The organism is Microbulbifer sp. ALW1 (assembly GCF_009903625.1).
GTDB lineage: Bacteria > Pseudomonadota > Gammaproteobacteria > Pseudomonadales > Cellvibrionaceae > Microbulbifer.
Genome location: NZ_CP047569.1, coordinates 4,121,543 through 4,142,915, shown reverse-complemented (window position 1 = coordinate 4,142,915; position 21,373 = coordinate 4,121,543). Strand labels below are relative to the sequence as shown.

At 55.9% G+C, this 21,373-nt stretch carries 18 protein-coding genes and 1 tRNA gene; 10 read left to right on the top strand and 9 right to left on the bottom strand.

The features are described from left to right. Positions 1-183: 183 nt before the first annotated feature. The 6 genes from GRX76_RS17120 to GRX76_RS17095 all read left to right on the top strand — a co-directional run bounded on the left by GRX76_RS17120 (position 184) and on the right by GRX76_RS17095 (position 5,804). A complete protein-coding gene (locus GRX76_RS17120) occupies positions 184-558 on the top strand; it encodes a hypothetical protein (protein ID WP_160154410.1) in 375 nt (124 codons plus the stop codon). A gap of 112 nt (positions 559-670) precedes the next feature. Continuing rightward, the gene (locus GRX76_RS17115) at positions 671-1,582 is read left to right on the top strand and encodes a DUF692 domain-containing protein (RefSeq protein WP_160154409.1); all 912 of its coding nucleotides are present in this window, start codon (positions 671-673) and stop codon (positions 1,580-1,582) included. Next, positions 1,572-2,414 carry a DUF2063 domain-containing protein gene (locus GRX76_RS17110; protein ID WP_236250445.1) on the top strand — a complete coding sequence of 281 codons (843 nt, stop codon included), beginning with the start codon at positions 1,572-1,574 and terminating at the stop codon, positions 2,412-2,414. The genes GRX76_RS17115 and GRX76_RS17110 overlap by 11 nt, the downstream gene beginning before the upstream one ends. A 134-nt stretch (positions 2,415-2,548) precedes the next feature. Beyond that, positions 2,549-3,523, top strand: a complete 975-nt coding sequence (locus GRX76_RS17105) for a VacJ family lipoprotein (RefSeq protein WP_236250444.1) — start codon at positions 2,549-2,551, stop codon at positions 3,521-3,523. 74 nt (positions 3,524-3,597) lie between these two features. Continuing rightward, a complete protein-coding gene (locus tag GRX76_RS17100; protein ID WP_160154408.1) occupies positions 3,598-4,848 on the top strand; it encodes a PP2C family protein-serine/threonine phosphatase in 1,251 nt (416 codons plus the stop codon). 407 nt (positions 4,849-5,255) lie between these two features. Further along, the gene (locus GRX76_RS17095; RefSeq protein WP_236250443.1) at positions 5,256-5,804 is read left to right on the top strand and encodes an STAS domain-containing protein; all 549 of its coding nucleotides are present in this window, start codon (positions 5,256-5,258) and stop codon (positions 5,802-5,804) included. A 28-nt stretch (positions 5,805-5,832) separates the two neighbouring features. Here the strand turns inward: GRX76_RS17095 and GRX76_RS17090 are convergent, their stop codons facing one another. The 5 genes from GRX76_RS17090 to GRX76_RS17070 all read right to left on the bottom strand — a co-directional run bounded on the left by GRX76_RS17090 (position 5,833) and on the right by GRX76_RS17070 (position 10,380). Then, positions 5,833-6,288 carry a TerB family tellurite resistance protein gene (locus GRX76_RS17090; RefSeq protein WP_160154407.1) on the bottom strand — a complete coding sequence of 152 codons (456 nt, stop codon included), beginning with the start codon at positions 6,286-6,288 and terminating at the stop codon, positions 5,833-5,835. 81 nt (positions 6,289-6,369) lie between these two features. Further along, entirely contained in the window at positions 6,370-7,314 is a 945-nt protein-coding gene (gene tal / locus GRX76_RS17085) for a transaldolase (RefSeq protein ID WP_160154406.1), read from the bottom strand. Between the two features lie 35 nt (positions 7,315-7,349). Next, positions 7,350-8,372, bottom strand: coding sequence for a tRNA dihydrouridine(20/20a) synthase DusA (gene dusA / locus GRX76_RS17080; protein ID WP_160154405.1), 1,023 nt, complete (start codon positions 8,370-8,372; stop codon positions 7,350-7,352). A 123-nt stretch (positions 8,373-8,495) separates the two neighbouring features. Beyond that, entirely contained in the window at positions 8,496-9,704 is a 1,209-nt protein-coding gene (locus GRX76_RS17075) for a glycerol-3-phosphate dehydrogenase/oxidase (protein WP_160154404.1), read from the bottom strand. Then, positions 9,688-10,380, bottom strand: coding sequence for a glycerophosphodiester phosphodiesterase family protein (locus tag GRX76_RS17070; RefSeq protein ID WP_160154403.1), 693 nt, complete (start codon positions 10,378-10,380; stop codon positions 9,688-9,690). Before GRX76_RS17070 ends, GRX76_RS17075 begins: the two co-directional genes overlap by 17 nt. A 218-nt stretch (positions 10,381-10,598) precedes the next feature. On the opposite strand from GRX76_RS17070, the gene GRX76_RS17065 reads away from it, so the two are divergent. Then, positions 10,599-10,922: a hypothetical protein gene (locus GRX76_RS17065; protein ID WP_160154402.1), complete on the top strand. Its 324-nt coding sequence runs from the start codon at positions 10,599-10,601 to the stop codon at positions 10,920-10,922. Positions 10,923-10,981: 59 nt separating this feature from the next. Beyond that, positions 10,982-11,662 carry a molecular chaperone gene (locus GRX76_RS17060; RefSeq protein ID WP_160154401.1) on the top strand — a complete coding sequence of 227 codons (681 nt, stop codon included), beginning with the start codon at positions 10,982-10,984 and terminating at the stop codon, positions 11,660-11,662. A 47-nt stretch (positions 11,663-11,709) separates the two neighbouring features. Here the strand turns inward: GRX76_RS17060 and GRX76_RS17055 are convergent, their stop codons facing one another. Genes GRX76_RS17055 through GRX76_RS17045 form a run of 3 tightly spaced genes read right to left on the bottom strand, consistent with a single transcriptional unit; the run spans position 11,710 to position 15,769 of the window. Then, entirely contained in the window at positions 11,710-12,675 is a 966-nt protein-coding gene (locus tag GRX76_RS17055) for a hypothetical protein (RefSeq protein WP_160154400.1), read from the bottom strand. After that, positions 12,668-15,193: a TcfC E-set like domain-containing protein gene (locus GRX76_RS17050; RefSeq protein WP_160154399.1), complete on the bottom strand. Its 2,526-nt coding sequence runs from the start codon at positions 15,191-15,193 to the stop codon at positions 12,668-12,670. The genes GRX76_RS17055 and GRX76_RS17050 overlap by 8 nt, the downstream gene beginning before the upstream one ends. 48 nt (positions 15,194-15,241) lie before the next feature. Beyond that, positions 15,242-15,769, bottom strand: coding sequence for a hypothetical protein (locus tag GRX76_RS17045; protein ID WP_160154398.1), 528 nt, complete (start codon positions 15,767-15,769; stop codon positions 15,242-15,244). 333 nt (positions 15,770-16,102) lie between these two features. Between GRX76_RS17045 and gltX the strand changes: the two genes are divergently transcribed. Both gltX and GRX76_RS17035 read left to right on the top strand, forming a co-directional pair. Continuing rightward, positions 16,103-17,578 (top strand): glutamate--tRNA ligase, encoded by a 1,476-nt coding sequence (gene gltX / locus GRX76_RS17040; protein WP_160154397.1) that lies wholly within the window; start codon positions 16,103-16,105, stop codon positions 17,576-17,578. 153 nt (positions 17,579-17,731) lie between these two features. Continuing rightward, a tRNA-Ala gene (locus tag GRX76_RS17035) sits at positions 17,732-17,807 on the top strand. Between the two features lie 196 nt (positions 17,808-18,003). Here GRX76_RS17035 and GRX76_RS17030 read toward each other — a convergent pair. Next, on the bottom strand, positions 18,004-21,372 hold the full coding sequence (locus GRX76_RS17030; protein ID WP_160154396.1) for an Ig-like domain-containing protein: 3,369 nt from the start codon (positions 21,370-21,372) through the stop codon (positions 18,004-18,006). Position 21,373 lies beyond the last annotated feature (1 nt).

Here is a 21,373-nt window from a genome sequence, read left to right as displayed (position 1 = left end):
GGCGGGCTCCGTGATTGGTGGCCTGGTTCACATTTCGGGAAATTGCCCCGAACCAGTGAAGTGGACCTCCGGTCTAAGGGCTAAGCCAATCCACTCCCGGCAAACTATAATCCGGAAACGGCGGTTTTCGCGCCGTTCGCGTGAACACATACTCGATACGACCATTTCCCAAGGAGAAATGTCATGAACAAGAAGAACCTGCCACTCGCAGCCGCCGTTGGTGCTGCTTTTATCGCCTCTGCCACCCTGAGCGTGTCCAGCGCTGCCAATCCTTTTACCGCCACCGAGCTGTCTGCCGGTTACAACCTGAAAATGGCTCAGGATGATGAGTCTAAAAAGAAAGAGGGTAAATGCGGCGAAGGCAAGTGCGGCGAAGGTAAAAAGAAAGAAGGTAAATGCGGCGAAGGCAAATGCGGCGAGGGTAAAAAGAAAGAAGGTAAGTGCGGCGAAGGCAAGTGTGGTGAAGGTAAAAAGAAAGAAGGTAAGTGCGGCGAAGGCAAGTGTGGTGAAGGTAAAAAGAAAGAAGGTAAATGCGGCGAAGGCAAGTGCGGCGGTTGATCGCTACCTGAATCTGACCTTCAGTAGCAACCTGGCGCAGTGCCGGGTTGCTGCCATCGAAAATTCTTATTTTTGTTTCTCTCGTTTCCAGTCCCATTAAACACCTGATCACATGAAAACGAATCCTCACCAATTCCCCGTTCAGGGCGCCGGGCTCGGGCTGCGGCGTTCAATGATGGGTGAGACGTTGTCTGTGGAGCAGGTAGATTTTCTCGAAGTTGCACCGGAAAACTGGATTGGCGTGGGCGGGCGCTACGGCCGCTGGTTTCGGGAACATACCGAGCGCTTTCCGTTTGTTAGCCACGGTCTTTCACTGTCTATCGGTTCTCCCGCACCACTGGATGAAACCCTGGTGCGCTCCATCAAGCAGTTTATCCGCAACCACAATATCCGTTGTTATAGCGAACACCTGAGTTACTGCTCTGACCACGGACATCTCTACGACCTGTTGCCGATCCCCTTCACCGAAGAGGCGGTGCGCTATGTGGCCGGCCGCATTCGCCGGGTACAGGATATTCTGGAACAGCGCATTGCGATGGAAAATGTTTCCTACTACGCGGCGCCCGGGCAGGAAATGTCCGAGCTGGAATTCCTCCAGGCGGTGCTTGCTGAAGCCGACTGTGATCTGCTGCTGGACGTCAACAATATTTACGTCAATGCCATCAATCATCGCTACGATGCAGAAGCCTTTTTACTGGCGCTGCCCCCGGAGCGCATTCGCTATGCCCATGTGGCGGGGCATTTTGACGAAGCGCAAGACCTGAAGGTGGACACCCACGGTGCGCCGGTGATCGACCCGGTGTGGCAATTGCTGCAGCGCGCCTATGAGGCATTCGGTCCCATTCCGACCTTGCTGGAGCGCGATTTTAATATCCCACCACTGCCAGAACTGTGTCGCGAAGTAGAGCATATTCGCGGTTATCAACAGCCGTGGCGCACTTCAGCGTGGGCGAGTAGATCGCCGCAACTGGAGATGTCACAAGGTGCACCGGCGGCGACCCTGGAGGTGCATCGTGGCCGTTAAAGACGAGAGTAAGAAAGAGGCAAGCGAGAAAGACGGAGAAGCCGGCTTCCAGCTGATGCAGACCTATTTTGCCGCTCACCTGCGCGCGCCGGCAGACGTGGAAGCGCCGGCGGGTATTGAAGACCGCCGCATGGGTATTTACCGCGACCTGATTTACAACAATATCGAATCCTTTATTGCCGGTGGCTTTCCGGTATTGCGCAGTATTAGCGAGGATGCGCACTGGCATGCCATGGTGCGGGACTTTGTACAGCGGCACCAATCAGAAAGTCCGTATTTTTTGCAGATCAGTGAAGAGTTTCTGCAATATCTACAGCATGAGCGCAGCGGCGCGTCGGGCAGCGAGCAGGATCCGCCGTTTATGCTGGAGCTGGCCCACTACGAATGGGTAGAGCTGGCACTGGACGTTAGCGAGTCGATTTTCCCGGATAATTTACCTGGAGAATACACACCGCAGCAAATGCTGGAATGGGCGCCACTGGTGTCGCCGCTGGCCTGGAATCTCAGTTATCACTACCCGGTACACCAGATAGGCCCGGCGTATCAGCCGGTCGACCCACCGCAAACGCCGACGTTTCTGGTTGTTTATCGCAATCGGGCTGATACAGTGGCGTTCCTGGAAGCCAACGGTGTTACCGCACATTTATTACAGTTGGCCGAATCTCACTCCGATACCCCCGTGAGTGGCCGTCAGTTATTACAGAAGCTGGCGGCGGACATTCAGCACCCGGACCCCGAGCAATTGCTGGCGTTCGGGGTCGATTTGTTCAGAAAATTACACAACCTGGATATCCTGTCCGGGTTCAAACCGCCACAGAGCGGTACTCGCTAATTACCACGCCTAACAACCGCATTGACCAATATTGTCAGCTGCTATGCTGGCTTAGCGGCCAGTGTTAAAATCGCGCAAACGGAAACTAAGATCCTGGTTTGAACATTCGACTTTATTTTGCGAGGAGCAGGGAATTGCTTGAGCGCACCCAAATTTCTGCCTTGGCCCTGACGGCACTGCTGTCGGCACCCATCGCGCTGGCGCAGGATGCGTCAGATCCTTTCGCTGAGATTCCCAATGAGTCTCCTTCTGCAACTTCTCCGGCCAAACCGCCGACACCACCCGCATCGGGCGCCGATGAGGTAGATCCCTTTGGTGATGGTGGTGAGGGGACTGGTGATAGCGCCAACGACAGCGGTGCAACCAGTGGTACTACCGGGGATACCGGTGACGACTTCGGCTCAGAGCTTGAAGACGAATACGGCTTCGACCCGGCGGGTGAATTTGCCAGCGCCGAGGAACCGGAAGATCGCGACCCCTGGGAGGGGTTCAATCGCGCCATGTTCCGCTTCAACGATACTGCGGACCGCTGGTTCCTGAAGCCGGTTGCCATCAGCTACCGCCAAGTAACCCCGATTTTTGTACAATCCGGGGTCACCAACTTCTTTTCCAACCTGCACGAGGTCAACAATGTGTTGAACGACGTGCTGCAGTGGAAATGGGGCCAGGCGGGCAACGATACCGGCCGCTTCCTGATCAACAGCACCATCGGTATTGCCGGTCTGTTTGATGTGGCCCAGCACATGGGACTGGAGCCCAGTGATGGCGAAGATTTCGGCCAGACACTGGCAGTGTGGGGTGTGCCCTCCGGCCCCTACCTGGTCATTCCCATGATGGGGCCGTCCACCGTGCGCGATGTACCCGGCGAAGTGGTAGAGTGGTACACCAACCCGCTGACCTACGTGGACGAAAACTCCGTTGAATACACGCTGAAAATGGTTGATGTGATACAAACGCGCGCCAGCCTGCTGCAGGCAGAAGCACTGGTACAGCAGGGCGATCGCTATGTATTGATGCGTGACGCCTATCTTCAGCGGCGGGAATTTTTGATCAACGACGGCGAGCAGGAAGACGATTTCGGCGGCGACCTGGATGAATACGACTTCTGAAGTCACAAATAATAAAAACAAGCCCACATGCTGCGCGTTAGCGGTGGGCTTTGACCTATACCGGTGCCTGTATCATGACTACTGCGACAGGTGACTCTCCCACTGTGCAGCCCGCCGATTCCGGGCTGACACCTGTCTCTCAGAAACGCGCCCTTTTTCTGGGTTGCAACGACCAGTCTTCCTGCAAACTCGTGCACCAGAGTCTTGTTCGCCTCGGGTTTACAGTGACCCGGGTGACCAATGGCGTAGAGGCCATTGGTCAATTCTCTCCCGGGTTTCACGAGCTGGTGGTGACGGACCTGCATTTGCCGGATATGGGCGGCCTTGAAGTTCTGCGCAAGATCAAGCGGCTGTCGCCGGATACCCCGGTGGTGGTGCTTGCCTCCAACAGTGAAGTGAACGACGTAGTGCAGGCCCTGCGTCTGGGCGCCAGCGACTACATCCTCAAGCCGATCACCGATGCTACCGTCATCGAACACGCGATTACCCGTATCACCGAGGCCCGGGACCTGGCGGAACAGAACCGCGAATACCGCGAGCAACTGGAAGAGCGCAACCGCGAGCTGCACGACCATATCGCGTTGTTGCAGCGCGACCATGAGGCCGGCCGCCAGTTGCAGCAGCATCTGCTGCCGCGCACCCCCTACCAGTACCCCGCCGGTATCGAGGCGGCCTACCGCCTGCTGCCATCCCTCTACCTGAGTGGCGATTTCATCGACTACGGGCTTTTTGGCGAGCGCTTTGTCGCCTTCTATCTGGTCGACGTGTCCGGCCACGGTGTTTCCTCCGCGCTCGTGACTGCCCTGATCAAACACAGCATCATGCACCTGCTGCGCGAGCGCCCCCTGTTCAGTCAGCTCGATACCATCGACAGTGACCTTACGGATATCCTGACGATGATCAATAAGGAGCTACTCGGTACCCGCCTGGACAAGCACGCCAGTATGTTCGTCGGCGTTGTGGACAGCCGCGCGCGCCAGCTGCACTACGCGGTAGCCGGGCAGGTACCGGTGCCAGCGCTGGTGACCCGCGACGGTGCTCGCTGGCTTGAGGGCAAGGGCCGCCCGCTGGGTCTGTTTGAGCGCGGCGACTGGGAAGTGCGCCACTGCAATCTGCCCGCCAACTGGCGACTGGTGGCCTGTTCTGACGGTGTACTCGAATTACTGCCCGGAGACCTGCTGCAGAAGGAGCAGGAGCTGTTGCAAAAGATCGATCACAGCCGGGGCGACCTCGAAAGCCTTTGCGCTGCCCTCAAGGTGGATACCGCCGAATCCTTCCCCGACGACATTACCATTCTCACCCTAAGGCAAGACGAGCGGGCATAGCGGCCTGCTTTTTGCAGCCTTTTCCCGGTTTACGGAACATCTCGAATCTTCATGCAAAAGCGGTGGTTAACAGCCGCCTGAGGTCGTTCATGTTGGGTTCATTGGGGGTGCCCGAGACTGATGTACGTGGGCAGGGTGCCTGTGAGATCGGCGGCTGCGGGCTTGAACAAGCACTGTAGCCTGTGCCGGAGATTGAAGCAGTTGCTCCGGACTGTCTGGTCATAATTGTGCGCCCGTTCACACTGGTCTTGTCAGCGCAAGTGGGCAGGAGTAAGCTCCGCCCACTTTGGAGTCAATTGGCACCGGGTTAGGCCCCGGCCGGTTGGCTACGCTTGCACAAGGAACTGTGCGCGGTCACAAGCCGCAACTTATCCATCTCGCATCTTCGCTCGGGACAAGGGCAGGGTGTGTTTGAGGTTACTATGCAGTCCGGGCAGATAATGGTTGGTGACCACCAGGGCATCTATGTTGTCAAACTGGTGGGCGATGTGCGCCTCAATCTTTGCACGTCTTTCGATAACTTTATCGACAAGATGTTCTCTCACGGCGACTTTCGTGGCGTGGTTTTCGACCTCAATGGCGCGGAGGGCGTGGATAGCACGACCCTGGGCCTGATGGCGAAGATCGCCATTCGCGCGGAAGAGCGCGGCGTGTCCAAACCGCTGGTGCTTTGCGATAACCGCGGCCTGTTGCACTTGCTGGATTCCATGGGTTTTGAAGCACTGATGGATATCAGCAGCGACGCCCACAATGACGCCTATCTGGCAGAGCCTGCACCGCTCAAGTGCAACGCGCCGGATGAGCACACCGCTCGTGAAATGGTACTGGAAGCACATCGGGTGCTAATGAGTATGAACGAGCAGAACCAAGCCACCTTCCGCGATCTGGTGCACGCGCTGGAAACCGAGCAGGCTGCGCATACCGCAGCAGGCCCGAAAAAGGCCGTATCCCACTGATTGAACGTTAAAAAGGACCCGGTCGGGATCAGCTGTCCCCGTCCCGGGCCTCTGCGCGGGCGCGGGTAAACAACCCGTGGGGCAGGTAAATCAGCTCCGCTACCCGCCGTATCAGATGCTCTTCAAACGCATCTATCTCACCGTCCGCAAAAGCCACCTGCCACATCTGCTTTACCAGCAGGTACTTGTCGCGCTCACTGAAGTTGGTGTTCACCGACTGGGTAAATTCATACAGGGAAGTGGCCTCGTGGCGCTCGGTCAGTGCGCGCTCGACCATGGATTGCGCGGTGTCACCATCTAACTGGTAGTGTTCCTGTAGCAACTGTTCCAGTGCCGCCCGCTCGCGGTCATCCACCTTCTGGTCAGCAGTGGCAATTTCTGCCAGCAAAGCCGCACTGATCATGCGCACGTCTTTTTCCGTGCGCACTTCCACACTTTCCCCGCGGCCAATCTGTTCAAACAGTTTTCGAATCTGTTGCAGCATGATCGCGGGCTCCTTTCTCAAGTGGTGTTATTTAGTCTTCTGTTGTCAGCGTGGTGTAGGCCGAAAACCCTGTTGGGAGTTTCAGCGGGCTTTTTTCAGCAGTTCTTCCAGCTTCAATTGGTCGGCGACAAAGTTGCGGATACCCTCGGCCAGCTTTTCCGTGGCCATGGCATCGGCATTCAGCTGGTAGCGGAACTCGGATTCCTGCAACTGGGTGTCCGGCGCCGGCTGGCTGGCAATGTCGCTGTTGAGGCCGGCGGCCAACTCGCCGTTATCGTCCTGCAATTCCTGTAGCAGTTGCGGGCTGATGGTGAGTTTGTCGCAGCCCGCCAGGGCTTCAATTTCTCCGGTATTGCGGAAGCTGGCACCCATCACAATAGTGGGATAGCCGCGGGATTTGTAGTACTCGTAGATACTGGTCACGGAAACCACACCCGGGTCATCCTGTGCAGTGTAGTCGTCGCGCCCGGTGCTGGCCTTGTACCAGTCGAGAATGCGGCCCACAAAGGGCGAGATCAGGGTAACTCCGGCCTCGGCGCAGGCAACGGCCTGGCACTGGCTGAACAGCAGGGTCAGATTACAGTGGATACCTTCCTGCTCCAGTACCGCTGCTGCGGCAATACCTTCCCAGGTGGAGGCGAGCTTGATCAGCACCCGCTCGCGATCAATACCGGCCTGCTGGTACATGGCAATCAATTTGCGCGCGTACTCAATACTGGCGCGGGTGTCGAAGGACAGGCGTGCATCCACCTCGGTAGAAACCACACCGGGCACCAGCTGCAGAATCTCGCAGCCAATGGCCACCGCCAGCTTCATGGAGGCCTGATTGATCACATCGCCGCCGTTCTTCTCCGCCCAGCTCAGGGCATCTTTTACATGCTGTTCGTACTGCGGCAGTTGTGCGGCTTTGTAGAGCAGGGAAGGGTTGGTGGTCGCATCCTGCGGCTGATAGCGGCGAATGGCTTCAATATCGCCGGTATCGGCCACCACCAGGCTGCGCTGCTTGAGTTGTTCCAGTTTGTTCATCTTCCCCACTTCCTTATATCAATCGTTCGAATTTCTTATGCGGCGTCGGTCACCAGTGCCAACGCCTGCTCCAGTACTTCCGGACCAGCCCCCGCGGTGTGTGCCTGCTCACTCAGGTGCCGGCGAAAACGCCGTGCACCGGGTACCCCCTGGAACAAACCCATCATATGCCGGGTTATGTGATTGAGTCGCTGCCCCTTGCTCAATTCGTTTTCGATATAGGGCAACATCCGCTGAACCACCGCCGCCGGTGTCGGCCCGGGCTCACCGCCAAACAGGGTCGCGTCCACCTGTGCCAGAATGCCCGGCGTCTGGTAAGCCGCACGCCCGAGCATAACACCATCTAATCGCTGTAAATGTTGCAGGCACTCGTCAATGGAATTGATGCCGCCATTCAGCACAATTTCAAGGTCTGGATAGTCCTGCTTCAGCTGGTACACCATGTCGTATTTCAGTGGCGGTACCTCGCGGTTTTCTTTCGGGCTGAGGCCATTCAGCCAGGCCTTGCGGGCGTGGACGATAAAGGTGTCGATGCCGGCTTTGGCCTGGGCTTCCACAAAGCGGGTCAGTCCCGGGTAGTCTTCCATATCGTCGATACCGATGCGGTGTTTCACCGTGACCGGAATCGAAACTGCACCTTTCATCGCGCCCAGACACTCGGCCACCAGATCCGGCTCCGCCATCAGACAGGCGCCAAAGCGGCCTTTCTTCACCCGGTCGCTGGGGCAGCCACAGTTCAGGTTCACCTCGCTATAGCCCCACTGCTCGGCAATCTGTGCACAGCGCGCCAGATCCTCGGGATCACTGCCGCCCAGCTGCAGGGCTACTGGCTGTTCCGCCGCATCAAAATCCAGGTGACTCTCCTGATCCCCGAACAGAATGGCGCCGGTGGTGACCATTTCGGTATATAGCAGGGCATGCTTGCTGAACTGGCGCCAGAAGTAACGGCAGTGCCTGTCACTCCAGTCCATCAAAGGGGCAGTGCAGAAGCGGTGGGAAACCGCAGTGGCGGTGCCGGCAGTGTGCGGGCGGGTAGCGAGGGGGGATGTTTCAGGCATAAAACGACTGTCAGGCGGTAAATCTCCGCGCAGTATAACAAGTCATGGCGGTGCGCTGGGCCTTTGATGGATTGGAGTGACAGGCACTGCCGGCAGTGCGGCTGCCCAATTCCCCTGTGCCAGCTAGAGATTGCGCTCCTTGGCGCTCGGCTCTGTATCCGCAGGTTGGCTCGCGGTGATCGGACTCCAGTCGGCGCGACCGGCCAGGACCGGGCGCAGTTTTTTCAGTACCGCACGCGCGGTGGCGCGGTAACTGGTCAGCTTGCCACCGGCGACGGCCACAATATGGGGGTGCTTGTCGTTGTCGCAGCAGATCATGGTCTCGCGGCTGCGGGAGAAGGGATTGCTGCTGGCGTGGGGCAGCACCCGCAGGCCGGCGAAACTGTCGCTCAGCTCGTTCAACTGCAGTGGGCGGGTTTCCGGGAAGTACTGTTTCAGGGTTCGCAGCAAATACGCTTTTTCTTCCAGCGTCGGCGCCACTTCGGAGGGATCACCGTGGTAAGGGCGTTCGGTGGTGCCAACCAGGGTTTCCCCTTGCCAAGGCATCACAAACACGGCGCGGCCGTCTTCCGCTTCTACATAAAAGATCTTGTTTGCCAGTTTCAGCGGCACCTGTATATGGGTGCCCGCCACCAGCTCCAAAGGGGGCAGCTTGGCGCTGGGGGCGCACTTGCTGTTGGTATCCTCGATCCAGGGCCCGGAACAGTTCACCAGTGCGCGGCAGTGCAGGGTATTCAGCTGGCCCTCGTGGAAGTAATCCACCAGTACGAACTTGTCAGTGACCTCGGCACCTACGAGGCTGCCGGGGCAGATCAGCTCGGCACCACCGCGCTGGGCGTTGGTGATCACCTCACGGGTCAGGGCAGCGTCATCGGTCTGGGCATCGTAATAGCGATAGACCGCCAGCAGGTCGTCGCCGTTGAGGCCGCAGAGCGCATCGTAATCATTCACGGAGATGCTGCGGAAACGGGAATGGGGTGAGAAAAGCCCCGCCAGCAGGGCGTAAAGAGTCAGTCCCAGCCGAATCTTCCACGCCGGACGGCGGCTGTGGCGATACACCGGGATCAGGAAGGGGACCATATGCACCAGGTCCGGTTTGTGGGCGAGCAGCCAGCGGCGCTCCTTCAGACATTCGTACACCAGTGAGAACTGGCCGCTCTCCAGGTAGCGCAACCCGCCGTGAATCAGCTTGGAAGAGCGGGAAGATGTCCCATGCGCCACGGCCTCCTGTTCCAGAATGGCGACCCGGTAACCGGCGGCAGTCAGTGCTTCGGCAACACCGGCACCCTGGATGCCGGCGCCTACTACCAGAACATCATATTCCGTAGACATTACTGGCCTCCCGGGAGCGCATCAGTAGTGGCAGGTTACCCGTGAGAATGTGGTGTGCCCCACGGTGGCGCCAGTGTACCGCGCCCTGGGCCGTATTGATCTCGTGTACCACCCATTGCCATGGGCCTGGCGGTAACTCCTGGCAATCCACATGGCTTTGGTCAATCAGCAAAAAGTCCGGCGCCAGCGTAACCACCTCTGCAGACAGGCAGCGGGCCACGCTGGGAATACGCAGTGCAACCAGATCGAACCCCAGGCTGCGGGCCAGGCGCAAGCTGCGCAGGTCTGACGTCAGCAGTACAAAGGCGTCGGTACTGCCGGGAATCTCCTCCCGCAGCCGCCGGATGGCCGCCTCTGCGCCCACCCGGGCGAGGGTGTCGGTGTTCAGCTCTACAAACCATTCCAGGTGCCGGTGGCGATTGGCCCAGTCCACCAGTTGCTGAAAACTGCTAATCGGCAGTGTTTTCAGGTCCCGGTCTTTCAGGCGGTGCAGCGGCGCAGAAATCCCGACCTTGGTGAAATCCATTCCCTCCCCGGCACAGCACCAGGGGGTGCGCTCCTTGCTGAACTGAATTTCAGTCGCAATCGCGCAGGCACCCAGCCCATGGGCCGCTTCAAACGCCGCCAAAGTGTTCTCCGGGTGGTGGATTTTGTCGCCCAAATGCGCAATCAACATCGATGTGAGTTCCCGCCGGGTATGGCTTTATTGTGTGGATAGGAGAGGTGGGAGATACCGCGAAATCTCTATTTGAAAAATAGTTGGTGTGGGGTGGGTTGCAAGGAGGAATTGGCGCAAGGGTGCACGGCTTTTGCTGAGGCTGAATTATGAAGGCATACGGGTGCCTACAATGAAAATGGGAGGGAAAATCTTGTTAGAGGTTAGGTCGTGGCGCTATGGACCGAGGACGTCGATTCACACCACTACTGCTAGGACTCGCGTGGCCGGCATTGGTGCCTTCCGCACTATCCGAGGCGGTATCTTCCACCGCCTCTGCACAAATTGTCCTGGCGATGCCGTTACGCGCAGAAATCCGCCCTTCAGAAACCCGTGGCTTGAACCTGATATGTGTGGGGCACTTGCCAGCACCGGACTACCAGATAGTACTGGCGACCGATAGCCTGCAGGTGCAGCGTATCTTGGGAAAGGCGTCAGGTGCATCCTGTTTGCACATACCAGGCAAAAATGCAGTAAATAGCCTGGTTGTTGAGGCGCTGTAGTTGTTTCCCCTTTCAGTGCGTTTAGAATAGGTCGCGTACTTCCACTGCTGCAACTGATCATGAATAAAATCCTAGCGCTGGCCTTCCTATTACTGACCAATCCAGCTTGGGCAGCGATGTCCCTCGATAAAATAATTGTGTACCTGGATGATTCACCGCATTCCCGGGATGACATTGTGGTTACCAATCCGGACCAGGAAACTCTGTACTTGCAAACGGAAATATTTCGGGTTGATAACCCGGGTATGCCTGATGAAAAGAGGGTTAGAGTGGTCGACCCAAAGGAATTTAAGTTGCTAGTAAGTCCTGCGAAAGCGGTGCTTTCTCAGGGGGAGAAAAAGCGATTTCGACTGATGTCTTTGGAACGGGACCTGACCGAAGAAAAAGTGTACCGCGTTACTTTCAAGCCCGTCGTCGGCGCGCTCAAAAGCGACAGGCCAGCCCTGAAAGTGCTTGTGGCATTCCAGGCTTTGGTCTTTGTTCAGCCCGAAAGCGGTGCATACGACCTGCGTCTTGTTCGCGAAGGTGAAGGCTGGAAACTGAAGAATCTTGGCAATGTAAATGCTGATGTCGCTCAGGTTGAACACTGCCAGGCCGGCTCGGGATGTAAAAATCTTGACGTGCACGGTCGAGTTTATGCGAAAAATTCGCTCGATCTTGGCGAAATCTCTGGGGGAGGAGAGATAAAGATACAGACGAGGGGGCCAGAGGGCGGCGTTCTAAAGCTGCCACTTGAATGATCCCTGCTTTCAGGGTCAGTGGGAAAATTCAAATATCTTTGAGAAGCTCAGTAGCTGGTAACCGTTACGGTCAGAATATCGGTATATATTGCGTCTGCCGCCTTACTCCATTCCGTAGACATCACTGTCACTATTATCCGGGCTGTATCGGCGGTGCAATCGGCATTGCCTTTCAATGGGTATCGAGTTGTTATATCGCCACTGCTGGTAGGCTCCGTGCCAACCTGATCGGAAAGATCGTCAGTGAATGCAACCGAATAGGACAGTTGTTCCCCGCTGCTTTGACCTACCAGAGTATATGGATAGGTACCTCCGCCTGCACCAGTGCTGCCATTCAAGCTGGATAGATTTACCGTAAATTCGCTGAACCCCGCGCCGCCTACGCAAAAATCTTCGGACTTACTTAAAGGCTGCCCAGAAGCGATACCCGAGTTGCTCAAATCTACTGGGCCCAAGCCTGCAAGCTGAAGAGTTGGTGTTACCGACATGGACACGACAAACGTCGCCTGTGCGGTCGCACCTGGGGAAAATGGATCATCCCGCATGAGGTTGAATTCGAAGTTCCCCTCATAAAGAGAATCCGTAATCGTTTGTCCCGGAGTCACGTTGATTCTCAGTGCTGCTTGCGTCTCATTCAGTGTGCCCCCAAAGGGTCCTTTTGGGGTGTCCGACGGAGAAAGGTTATATACGCCCCCACCTTCGGGCTGGAACGAAATTTCAACTTCAAGCGCTGAACCCTCGCCACTCGCCGGATATAGTAGATAGCTACCACTAACGGCAGTGGTCTGGGAAAGCTGAACGTAATAATTTCTTGGGGAGTTTCTACCCTGGCGGCTTCGCACAGAGAAGTTAATAATGGATTGGCTCCCGTCAGAGTCCAGATTTACGACAGAGGGAAAGCCACACGCATCTAAATTGCCATTGCAACTTTGTGAATAGGCAGGTGCAGGGCATAGAAGTGCAAGCATCAGAAGCAGTGGAGCGGCCAGATTGCTGAGGTTGAAATTACGCATCTTCAATTCCGGCAATCTGTGGCAGGGGTTTGTCACATTGGCCCGAACCGAGTTCGATGTCCCCGAGGTTCAACCAGTCTTCTCCTGAAGTTTGTTCGTTCAGGTCTACTTTGCAATTTCCCCAAAGTAGATAGGGCGCTCGCATATTGCGTGGTGTGGTATACATCTCCAACTGGAAAATACCCAAATCATCGGTTTTAGTGGAGAAATCACCGATAGATATACTGGTATTTGTTACGGGATTCCCTTCTCGCAGGAGTCTTCCCATAACGACAACGAGAGATTTGATGTCATAGTTGGCGTGAGTGACACTGCCGGGATAAAGCGTCAATGCATCTCGCTCGTCGCTGTATTCGAAAAAGCCATCGCCCAATGGGCGCAAGCTCAGGTCGTATGTGCGATACGGCGCTAGATCGATAACCGTACGGTCGCCGCCTTGTGCGTAGCCATGGGGTGTTCCATCGACAAGCACTTCGAATTTATCGCCAGGACTCCCATTGATATCAAGAATAACGGCACTATCAAACGACCGGCCTCCACCCCACGCATGAGTATCGCCCGTACTCATTATGCTGGTGCTGAAGCTACCAACGTAGTTGAGTGCGCGATTAATTTCATCATCGATGTATCGCAAACTCGACGTTATGCTGCCGCGACGATCAATCATCGTAGACCTGCTCTCGAGATATTGCTCATTTGAAGAGGCTTCAACATTGAACTGTTGTTCCACCTCGGCAGCCCAGAGATCCCCATCGTTCCACTGGGCGCTATAGCCGCCCCGAGTATCCGTTTGACCAGACAATTCGCGGCCGGCATTCAGGTTTGCTGTGTGCTGCCAACGTTGGTCACGCATTCGGAATTGAACGCCAATACTGCTGTAGGTTTCCCCATCTGCTTTTCCGTACGATAGGTTCAGGCGGCCGAACCAGTGTCGGGTGCGGAGAATCAGTTTGTTGAACTCGAGTGTTGCCAGCCGTTTGGCGGGATTGAATGTATTTTCGGTATCAATCTCTGAGGTGGCGAATGATTGTGGGCGGTCGCGCTTACTATATCGCATGGACAACTGGCCACCGAGAGCCCTTGTAGTAAGGCTTGCATTCTGTTGGCGTTGGCCCGTGGGGAGCAGTGCATATTGGTTTACTAAAGGCTCGGACCGAGTGCCGTCCAATTTTAAATCGGACATGTTCAGCGTGAAAAAGTCGCCGTGAAATAAACCCTGAATACGATGCCCGTTGCGCCCGTCTGTGGCTTTTACCAGGCTGGGTGATATTTCGAGGTGCGGCGTTACCCAGCGAGCTCCGGCTTCCATAAGCTGGACGCCTTCGGTTGCGGCAAGTGTCGAGAAAACCCCAATGTCGTCCCCGACCCTGCGGGCAATACTTGCCTGAACAAAATGATCTTCAATACGCTGGGGTAATACCTGTTTCAGATCAGAATAGGCCGGCTGACCTGCCTGTATAGCCCAGCGCCACTCTCCCGGTGGGGGAAGCAAGGCGTCTTTGGCAAAAAAAGTGGTAAATGTATTTAAGGGGCGGCCTGTGTCATCGAAAGTCCGAACTTCAACTTCATAAGAGCCCGCGGGAAGTAAAGTTGTATCTAGCAGGTGATTACCTGCTTCCAGGAGTACGCTGTGTAATAGCCGGTTATCCCTGAGCAACTCTACGCGGCCTCGAACGGGCAGGTTCACTTCCAGCGGTGAGCCCTGCAGATGACTGGTGTCGGTGCGTGTTCTGATGGAGCTGCGATACTCCAAGCCATACAAATAAGGCGTGGTGACAAAGCTGCTAAAACTGCCGATCGGTTGCATTAAGCCAATTGCATAGGCCTGCCCACGGTAGTCGCGGCTCCACTGCAACTGGTGAATTTGTTCATTGCCCGCATCGGTCGTCGACCATTGACTCAAAAGGGCACTTTCACCGACCCCAAAGATTGTTTTGCCGGCCAGATTGTAGCTGCGAGAGTCAGGAAAATTTTCACTGCTTACGCCGGACCAGCTTCCTGACAGTTGCTGTACAAACGATAAATCGCTGCTCGCTTCTGGCAGGAAGGGGTCATGTATTTCGTTCTGGCGAGGGAGCCAAGCCGGTGACAAAAACAGGTCGAGGCGGTATCTGGTGTCGTCGTAGATGACCGCGAGACTGTCGGTAGTGATTACTCCGCAATCCTGCTGCTTTCGAGTTCGGCAAATTTTATGCGCATTTGGTGGCTGAGGGTGTGTCAGCTCGGCGAGTACTGTTTCGGGTTCGAGCGTCTCAGGTAATAACTGAAGTACTGACGCAGGATTACTGAATTGCACGGAGTCCGGTGTAACAACGACCTCGGCCGCACCAATTGGCTTCCCACCAAAATACAGGTCAGCGACAAGTTGCCGAGGTTCTGTCAGCTCCGCGAAACCCTCCGGCACACCACTTTCCAGCACCAATGCAGCAGTCGCAGCAAAGGGCTGCCCAGGGTAGCTAAACCCGGATAGCGCTAGCCAGGCAAGGGCCAGTATGCGTTTGGGGTGTGTCAGCGCCATTGTCGGAAACCGGAGGTGAGAAATCCCACCTCCCAGCTGTGCGCGGAGTTATTCTGTAGTAACAGTAATCGTGAGGGTGTCGGTAAACTGATTGCCGTTGTCCAGCGCAGTTGATTGAGCTTGCCAATCAGCTTGAGCTACCGAGATCTGGAAGCTGGCGTTTTCGGTGGTGCCCGAGCAGCTGGTATCGGCTTTGCTCTGGGTATTGTAATCCGTGTTGTAATCCGCAGGGGCGTACACCGGGGAGCCGCCAGAGCTTGCTACATCATCAAAGCCGACGGTGTAATCGATCTTGTTACCGCTTCCGTCAGACAGAGCAAATTCGCCGTTGTCACTGGTGAAATTGATGACATAGCTGCTAAAGCCGATACCGGCTACACAGTAATCATCAGCTTGCGATACGGCTGCAGGAGCAGCGGGATCCGGAGTCAGATCGATCGCACCGACATTGGCGATATAAATCACCGGCTCGATGGCGAGAGTGATGTCGCTTGTAGCAGACTCGGTATCAGCGGCAGCTTTCCCGCCTGCAATTGCCAGAGCCGCGAAAGAAAAGGACAGAAGAGCTTTTTTCATGGTCTTTCCCTAAATCCCAAAGTGTTGTCGTTATAACTAACCGTTTCCGTTATACAGGGTGCGTATTTTATGAGTACTCCCTGGCGTCTACTACAGCAAATTGGCGGTTTTTCCTCCAATTTTGTTGACTTGGAGGCAATATTACCAATTATGTGAATTGAGTCACGGAATATTTTCTGACTTGTCGTTCTCGGACGAACGTTAGTCTGTCGGGGCAGGTTGGACAGGTTTTGAGGCTTGCACCTGATCCCCTGTGCGCCTCCAGATCACGGCGATATAATGCGGCGCCTCTAAACCAGCCAAATTGATTTTCTTCAACCGATCAGGCGTCCAATGACCGTAAGAACCCGTATTGCTCCTTCTCCCACCGGCGATCCCCACGTAGGCACCGCTTACATCGCTCTGTTTAACCAGTGCTTTGCCCAGGCCCAGGGTGGCCAGTTTGTACTGCGTATTGAAGATACCGACCAGGTTCGCAGCACCCCGGAATCTGAACAGGCGATTCTCGACAGCTTGCGCTGGCTGGGTCTCGACTGGCAGGAAGGCCCGGACGTGGGCGGTCCGCACGGTCCCTACCGTCAGAGTGAGCGCGGTGACATCTACAAAAAGTACTGCGATGAGCTTGTCGCCAAAGGCCACGCCTTCCATTGTTACCGCACCGCGGAAGAATTGGATCACTTGCGCGCGCAATTACAGGAAGCGGGCCGGGTAACCCTCAAGCCCAGCGACCTGGCACTGCCGGAAGAAGAAGTCGCCAAGCGCAAAGCCGCGGGCGAGCCCTTTGTTGTGCGTATGCATGTACCGGAAAGCGGCACCTGTGTGATTGACGACCTGCTGCGCGGTACCATCGAAATTGACTGGGCTCAGGTAGATGCGCAGGTGCTGCTCAAGTCCGACGGCATGCCGACCTACCACCTGGCCAACGTGGTCGACGACCACCTGATGGAAATCACCCACGTACTGCGTGGCGAGGAGTGGATCAACTCTGCGCCCAAGCACAAACTGCTGTACGAATACTTCGGTTGGGAAATGCCGGTGCTGTGCCACCTGCCGCTGTTGCGCAACCCGGACAAAACCAAGCTGTCCAAGCGCAAGAACCCAACCTCTATCCTTTACTACCAGCGCGCCGGCTTTATGCCTGAGGCCCTGCTGAACTACCTCGGCCGCATGGGCTGGTCCATGCCGGACGAGAGCGAGAAGTTCACCCTGGACGAAATGCTCAAGCACTTCGATATCAAACGTGTGTCCCTGGGTGGTCCGGTATTCGACGTGGAGAAGCTGAGCTGGCTCAACGGCCTGTGGATCCGTGAACTGGAAGACGCGGCCCTGGCCGATCGTCTGCAGAAATGGCTGCTGAACCGCGACAACCTGATGAAGGTGCTGCCCCACGCCAAAGGCCGTATGGAAACCTTCGGCGACTTCATGCCGCTGGTCAGCTTCCTCGCCGCCGGCAAACTGCCGCTGACCGAAGAGAGCTTCGCCGGCAACAAGCTGGAGCTGGAAGAGCAGAAGAAATTACTGCAATTTGCCCTCTGGCGCCTGGAAGCCCTGCGCAGCTGGAGCAAAGACAACATTTTCGCCGCGGTGAAAGAGCTGTCTACCCAGATGGACATCAAGCTCAAAGACTTCAACGCGCCCCTGTTTGTCGCCATCAGCGGAACCACCGCGTCCTTCTCGGTCATGGATGCCATGGACCTGCTGGGTGCGGATCTCAGCCGTGCCCGCCTGCGCCAGGCCATCGACGTACTGGGTGGCGCCGGCAAGAAAGTACTGAAGCGCTGGGAAAAGGAATACGCCTCCCTGGGCTGATTCGGCGTACCGTCATGCCGGTTTTGGTCGGCATGACGGTCTGGTCCCTAACTATTTGATTAAAAAGTTATTTTTCTTGTTGACAGCCCGCCAAGCATTGTTAAAATGCGCCCCGCTTTCGACGGAAACGTCATCCGAAAGCAACCCAAATTTGGGGCCTTAGCTCAGCTGGGAGAGCGCAACACTGGCAGTGTTGAGGTCAGCGGTTCGATCCCGCTAGGCTCCACCAAACACAAAACCCTCGTACCGAAAGGTACGGGGGTTTTTTGTTTGGCCGAGCCTAGCGCGATGGGAGCATAGTTCCCGGCTCACAAGGAGCCATAGGCGACGCAGAGCGCCTGCACAGGCGACCCCGCGAATCATCCCGCGGCTCTCTTGTTCAATTCCCGTTGTGCATTCCCTGCAGGGCGTCTTTCCGACCTCCGTCAAATCCCATCTATCACATCAAAGTGCACGATCTCCGTGAAATCATAGGACTTGAAGTTGCTTGCCCGGTCGTAGATCGTCATCTCCGCCACGCCCCAGGTGCCGGGTGCGGAGCCCGCGGGCAGGATGATGGATCGCGTATAGGTCTGCCAGAGCGTTGGATCTTCCTGTGGGAAGAGGGACCAGGTTCCCTCGTTGTACGCCCAGTAGTGATGCTCGCCCCCCTGAGGATCGCGCAGCATCAAGCCGGCAATCCGGTAGCCGGAGATATTGTCCTTTACTCTGAAGGTCAGGGTGACCAGGGTCTCACCGTTCGGTGACTCAGGGTTGATGGGCGTCGCCTCAACAGTAATATCGGTCAGATCCAGCTGTGGTGGTTCCACATCAGGGTTGTTGGTGACGAGTTCAATCTGCGCAGGTGGCTCGTCCAGGACGTCCTCGCCGCTTGCCGGATCTCCCGGGGAGGTGAAGTAGATACTCGACCTGTTCAGGGCAATATCCAGTATCGATATCTGATTCATCCGGTAGGTGGACGTCGGCATATAGTGCGGCATAACAAAATCCACCTGGCAGCGCTCGTTGCTGGTGTCAAAGGTGCCGTACTCCTCGAACCGGTAGGTTTCAGGGATTTCGTCGTTGAGAGAGGCGTAACAGGGGTTGTACGGCTCGAGACTGGTGTCCTCCTCGACTCCCCAATAGGCGTGAATGACCTGGACCTCCTGCCCCTCCATGGTGGTCACCGACTTGGTCAGGCGCGCGGTATTGGGCGCATATGCTGGCGGTGTGACATCTTCCTGCGGGTTGTCGATGTATAGCTGCCAGCCAAAATCGTTGATGCCTTCCATGCGCTGGTTGCCGACCGCATCGGTAATCACGATCTGTGGTGTCCGCCAATAGCCTGATTTGGCATGCTTGCTCAGCTCAAACGAGCCGCGAAGGGTGCTGCCAAGCCCATCAGGAACAGTATTGCCCTGTTCATCTACCGGATACAGGTAGAGGTCGGTAAAGGTTCCAATTTCACTGGAGATACGCATAAACGCGTGTTTTGCCCCTTCGAGCTCCGTATCCAACGCGTGTAGCTCAATCTCGACCGTGACTCGTTTGTCCTCTTCCGGGGCGCCTTCCACGCGAATATCCACGCGCTTGATCTTCCCCGGGAACACATAATCCGGGAACAGGTTGTAGACCTGGAAGGTGAGGTCGTCGCGGATTTGGCTGAGATAAATATTGCCCTGCATGATGCGGTCGCGCACAAATTCGTACTTCATAATCGCGCGGGACTTGAGCAGATCCGGATTGATGACAAAGTAGGAAATAGATTCCGCCATGTCTTCATCCGGATTTTTCAGGTGTGCATAGGCGGATACAAAGCTGGTCTGCTCGGTCGTGGACCAGCCACTCTCGCTGGTGCTGTCCGGGTACCAGCCACCGAGTTGTATCCAGTCACTTCTAAGCTGCTCGTCAAACTGATGTTCCCACAGGAAATGGGACTTCTCATGAATGATCAAACGGTGCGCATAGCTAATGGACGAGGTGTTGAACCCGCTCTCCATAAATTCAATATACCCGGCAGTGGGCCAGGCGACGGCAGGTGCGTCACCATAGAGAGGGTGTGAAGTGCCGTCGAGTCGTCGCAATAGATATTTCAGCTCTGGAAGCTTGTGCATACCTCGCGGCATTTCCTCCAGCATATTGATGATCTGAACAATTTCTTCCGGGTGGAACTGCTGAAACCTGCCTTCATATTCAGCGGTTGTCGAAGCTGTCAGTGCGGAATAATCGGGTACAAGCGTGCTCAGGCCAAAGCGTTCATTGAGGATTTTTTCGTAGGCACCGACATCGGCCCCGTTATCGGTCACAAACCTCACCAGCGCATGGTGCAGGCGCTGGGAATAATAGGAACCTCGTTTGCCATCGATGGCCGCGAGCCTCGGCTCGGCATTCACAAAGGCCTTATCCGAAATAATCACCGACGTGTTACTGCCTGTGGTGGTGATCTCAATGTCATCTTCCTGGTGATCTTTACTCAGTATCCATTTGGAAGCGGGCAGCTGTTGCGGCTTATCGTACTCGCGAATCGTTTGCGGAATGCTTTTCAGGGTTTCCAGCAGCCGATAGGCATGCTCCTGTGTCCAGGCCGTATTCTCGCCATCAACAAGAAGGATGTTGTAGTCGTGTTGGAGTTGCTGTGCAGCCGACTCGTCTATTACGGAAATAGACTCACCGAGGAACTCGACCGTAACCGGCTCATTCAAATGACTCGAATAATCGTAGCCGGCGAGGCTCTGGTCTTCTTCCCAGTGAAAATGAAATCCGGTCGCGGGAATGGGTGAAAGCTCAAACGTATTCAAGCCATCGCCATAATCCGTCAACGTTGTGGGCAAGCCGTTGAGCTGAAGTGTCTTTGCCGGCGCTGACTGATAGCCTGCGGCTCTTGCTTTTACGCTGTAGTCACCATCTGGCACCGAGTAGAACCGAAACGCGCCCGAAGTATCGGGCACCGTTCTCATTAGTTCGGAAGCTGAGGACAGGATAATTTCAATCTGCCCCGTATCACTAAGGTCACCGACTACCTGACCCATGTAGGCCAGACCATTTTCAATGGTGATGAGGGCGGTCGCGGTCTCAATGGAATCCGAGGCTTCAATCGTAAACTGGTCGGGCCCGGTAATTCCGCTATTAGGTTGATAGGTCAGGGTGCCGTCCTCATTGAGGGTCACCTCGCCCTGCTGGGGCGCTTGTACTATCTGGTAGGTCAGTGGATCTTCATCTATATCACTTGCATCCAGCGTCAGCGTAATCGGAGCGTCATTTCTTGTGGCGGCGGTTGCCGGCTGGATACTTGGGGCATCGTTTACCGGTCTGACGGTAATGGAAATCGTGGAGGTTGCGGGTTCGTTGACACCATCGCTGACGTGTACCTGAAATGAATCGGCGCCATAAAAGTCGGCATCCGGTAAGAAATTGAAGTGTCCTGCCTCGGTCAGGTTAATCCGGCCGTGGGAGGGAGGGACATTTACTTCATAAGAGAGACTGTCTTCATCTGGGTCGGATGCGGAGATGTTGCCTTCCAGTGGGGTATCTTCGTCGGTAGTAAATTCCGCGTCGCCAACTACTGGAGCGCTGTTTTCGTTCGACCCGCCGCTGCTGCTTCCGCTGCTACTACTACCATTACTTCCACTACTTCCACTACTTCCGCTGCTACTGCTACTGCTACTGCTTCCGCTGCTACTACTACCGCTACTTCCGCCGCTATTACTACTACTGCTACTACTATCACCGCTGCCACCGCCTCCGCAGGCAGTAAGGCAGAGCAGTGCAAGTACAGTGGCAGTTTTTAATACATTGGGACGAAACTTTGTGACCACT

Excerpts from the sequence above, each read along its gene's own strand:
- GRX76_RS17120 (WP_160154410.1), top strand. The coding sequence starts at position 184 with ATGAACAAGAAGAACCTGCCACTCGCAGCCGCCGTTGGTGCTGCTTTT.
- GRX76_RS17115 (WP_160154409.1), top strand. The coding sequence starts at position 671 with ATGAAAACGAATCCTCACCAATTCCCCGTTCAGGGCGCCGGGCTCGGG.
- GRX76_RS17100 (WP_160154408.1), top strand. The coding sequence starts at position 3,598 with ATGACTACTGCGACAGGTGACTCTCCCACTGTGCAGCCCGCCGATTCC.
- GRX76_RS17090 (WP_160154407.1), bottom strand. The coding sequence starts at position 6,288 with ATGCTGCAACAGATTCGAAAACTGTTTGAACAGATTGGCCGCGGGGAA.
- tal (WP_160154406.1), bottom strand. The coding sequence starts at position 7,314 with ATGAACAAACTGGAACAACTCAAGCAGCGCAGCCTGGTGGTGGCCGAT.
- dusA (WP_160154405.1), bottom strand. The coding sequence starts at position 8,372 with ATGCCTGAAACATCCCCCCTCGCTACCCGCCCGCACACTGCCGGCACC.
- GRX76_RS17075 (WP_160154404.1), bottom strand. The coding sequence starts at position 9,704 with ATGTCTACGGAATATGATGTTCTGGTAGTAGGCGCCGGCATCCAGGGT.
- GRX76_RS17070 (WP_160154403.1), bottom strand. The coding sequence starts at position 10,380 with ATGTTGATTGCGCATTTGGGCGACAAAATCCACCACCCGGAGAACACT.
- GRX76_RS17065 (WP_160154402.1), top strand. The coding sequence starts at position 10,599 with ATGGACCGAGGACGTCGATTCACACCACTACTGCTAGGACTCGCGTGG.
- GRX76_RS17060 (WP_160154401.1), top strand. The coding sequence starts at position 10,982 with ATGAATAAAATCCTAGCGCTGGCCTTCCTATTACTGACCAATCCAGCT.
- GRX76_RS17055 (WP_160154400.1), bottom strand. The coding sequence starts at position 12,675 with ATGCGTAATTTCAACCTCAGCAATCTGGCCGCTCCACTGCTTCTGATG.
- GRX76_RS17050 (WP_160154399.1), bottom strand. The coding sequence starts at position 15,193 with ATGGCGCTGACACACCCCAAACGCATACTGGCCCTTGCCTGGCTAGCG.
- GRX76_RS17045 (WP_160154398.1), bottom strand. The coding sequence starts at position 15,769 with ATGAAAAAAGCTCTTCTGTCCTTTTCTTTCGCGGCTCTGGCAATTGCA.
- gltX (WP_160154397.1), top strand. The coding sequence starts at position 16,103 with ATGACCGTAAGAACCCGTATTGCTCCTTCTCCCACCGGCGATCCCCAC.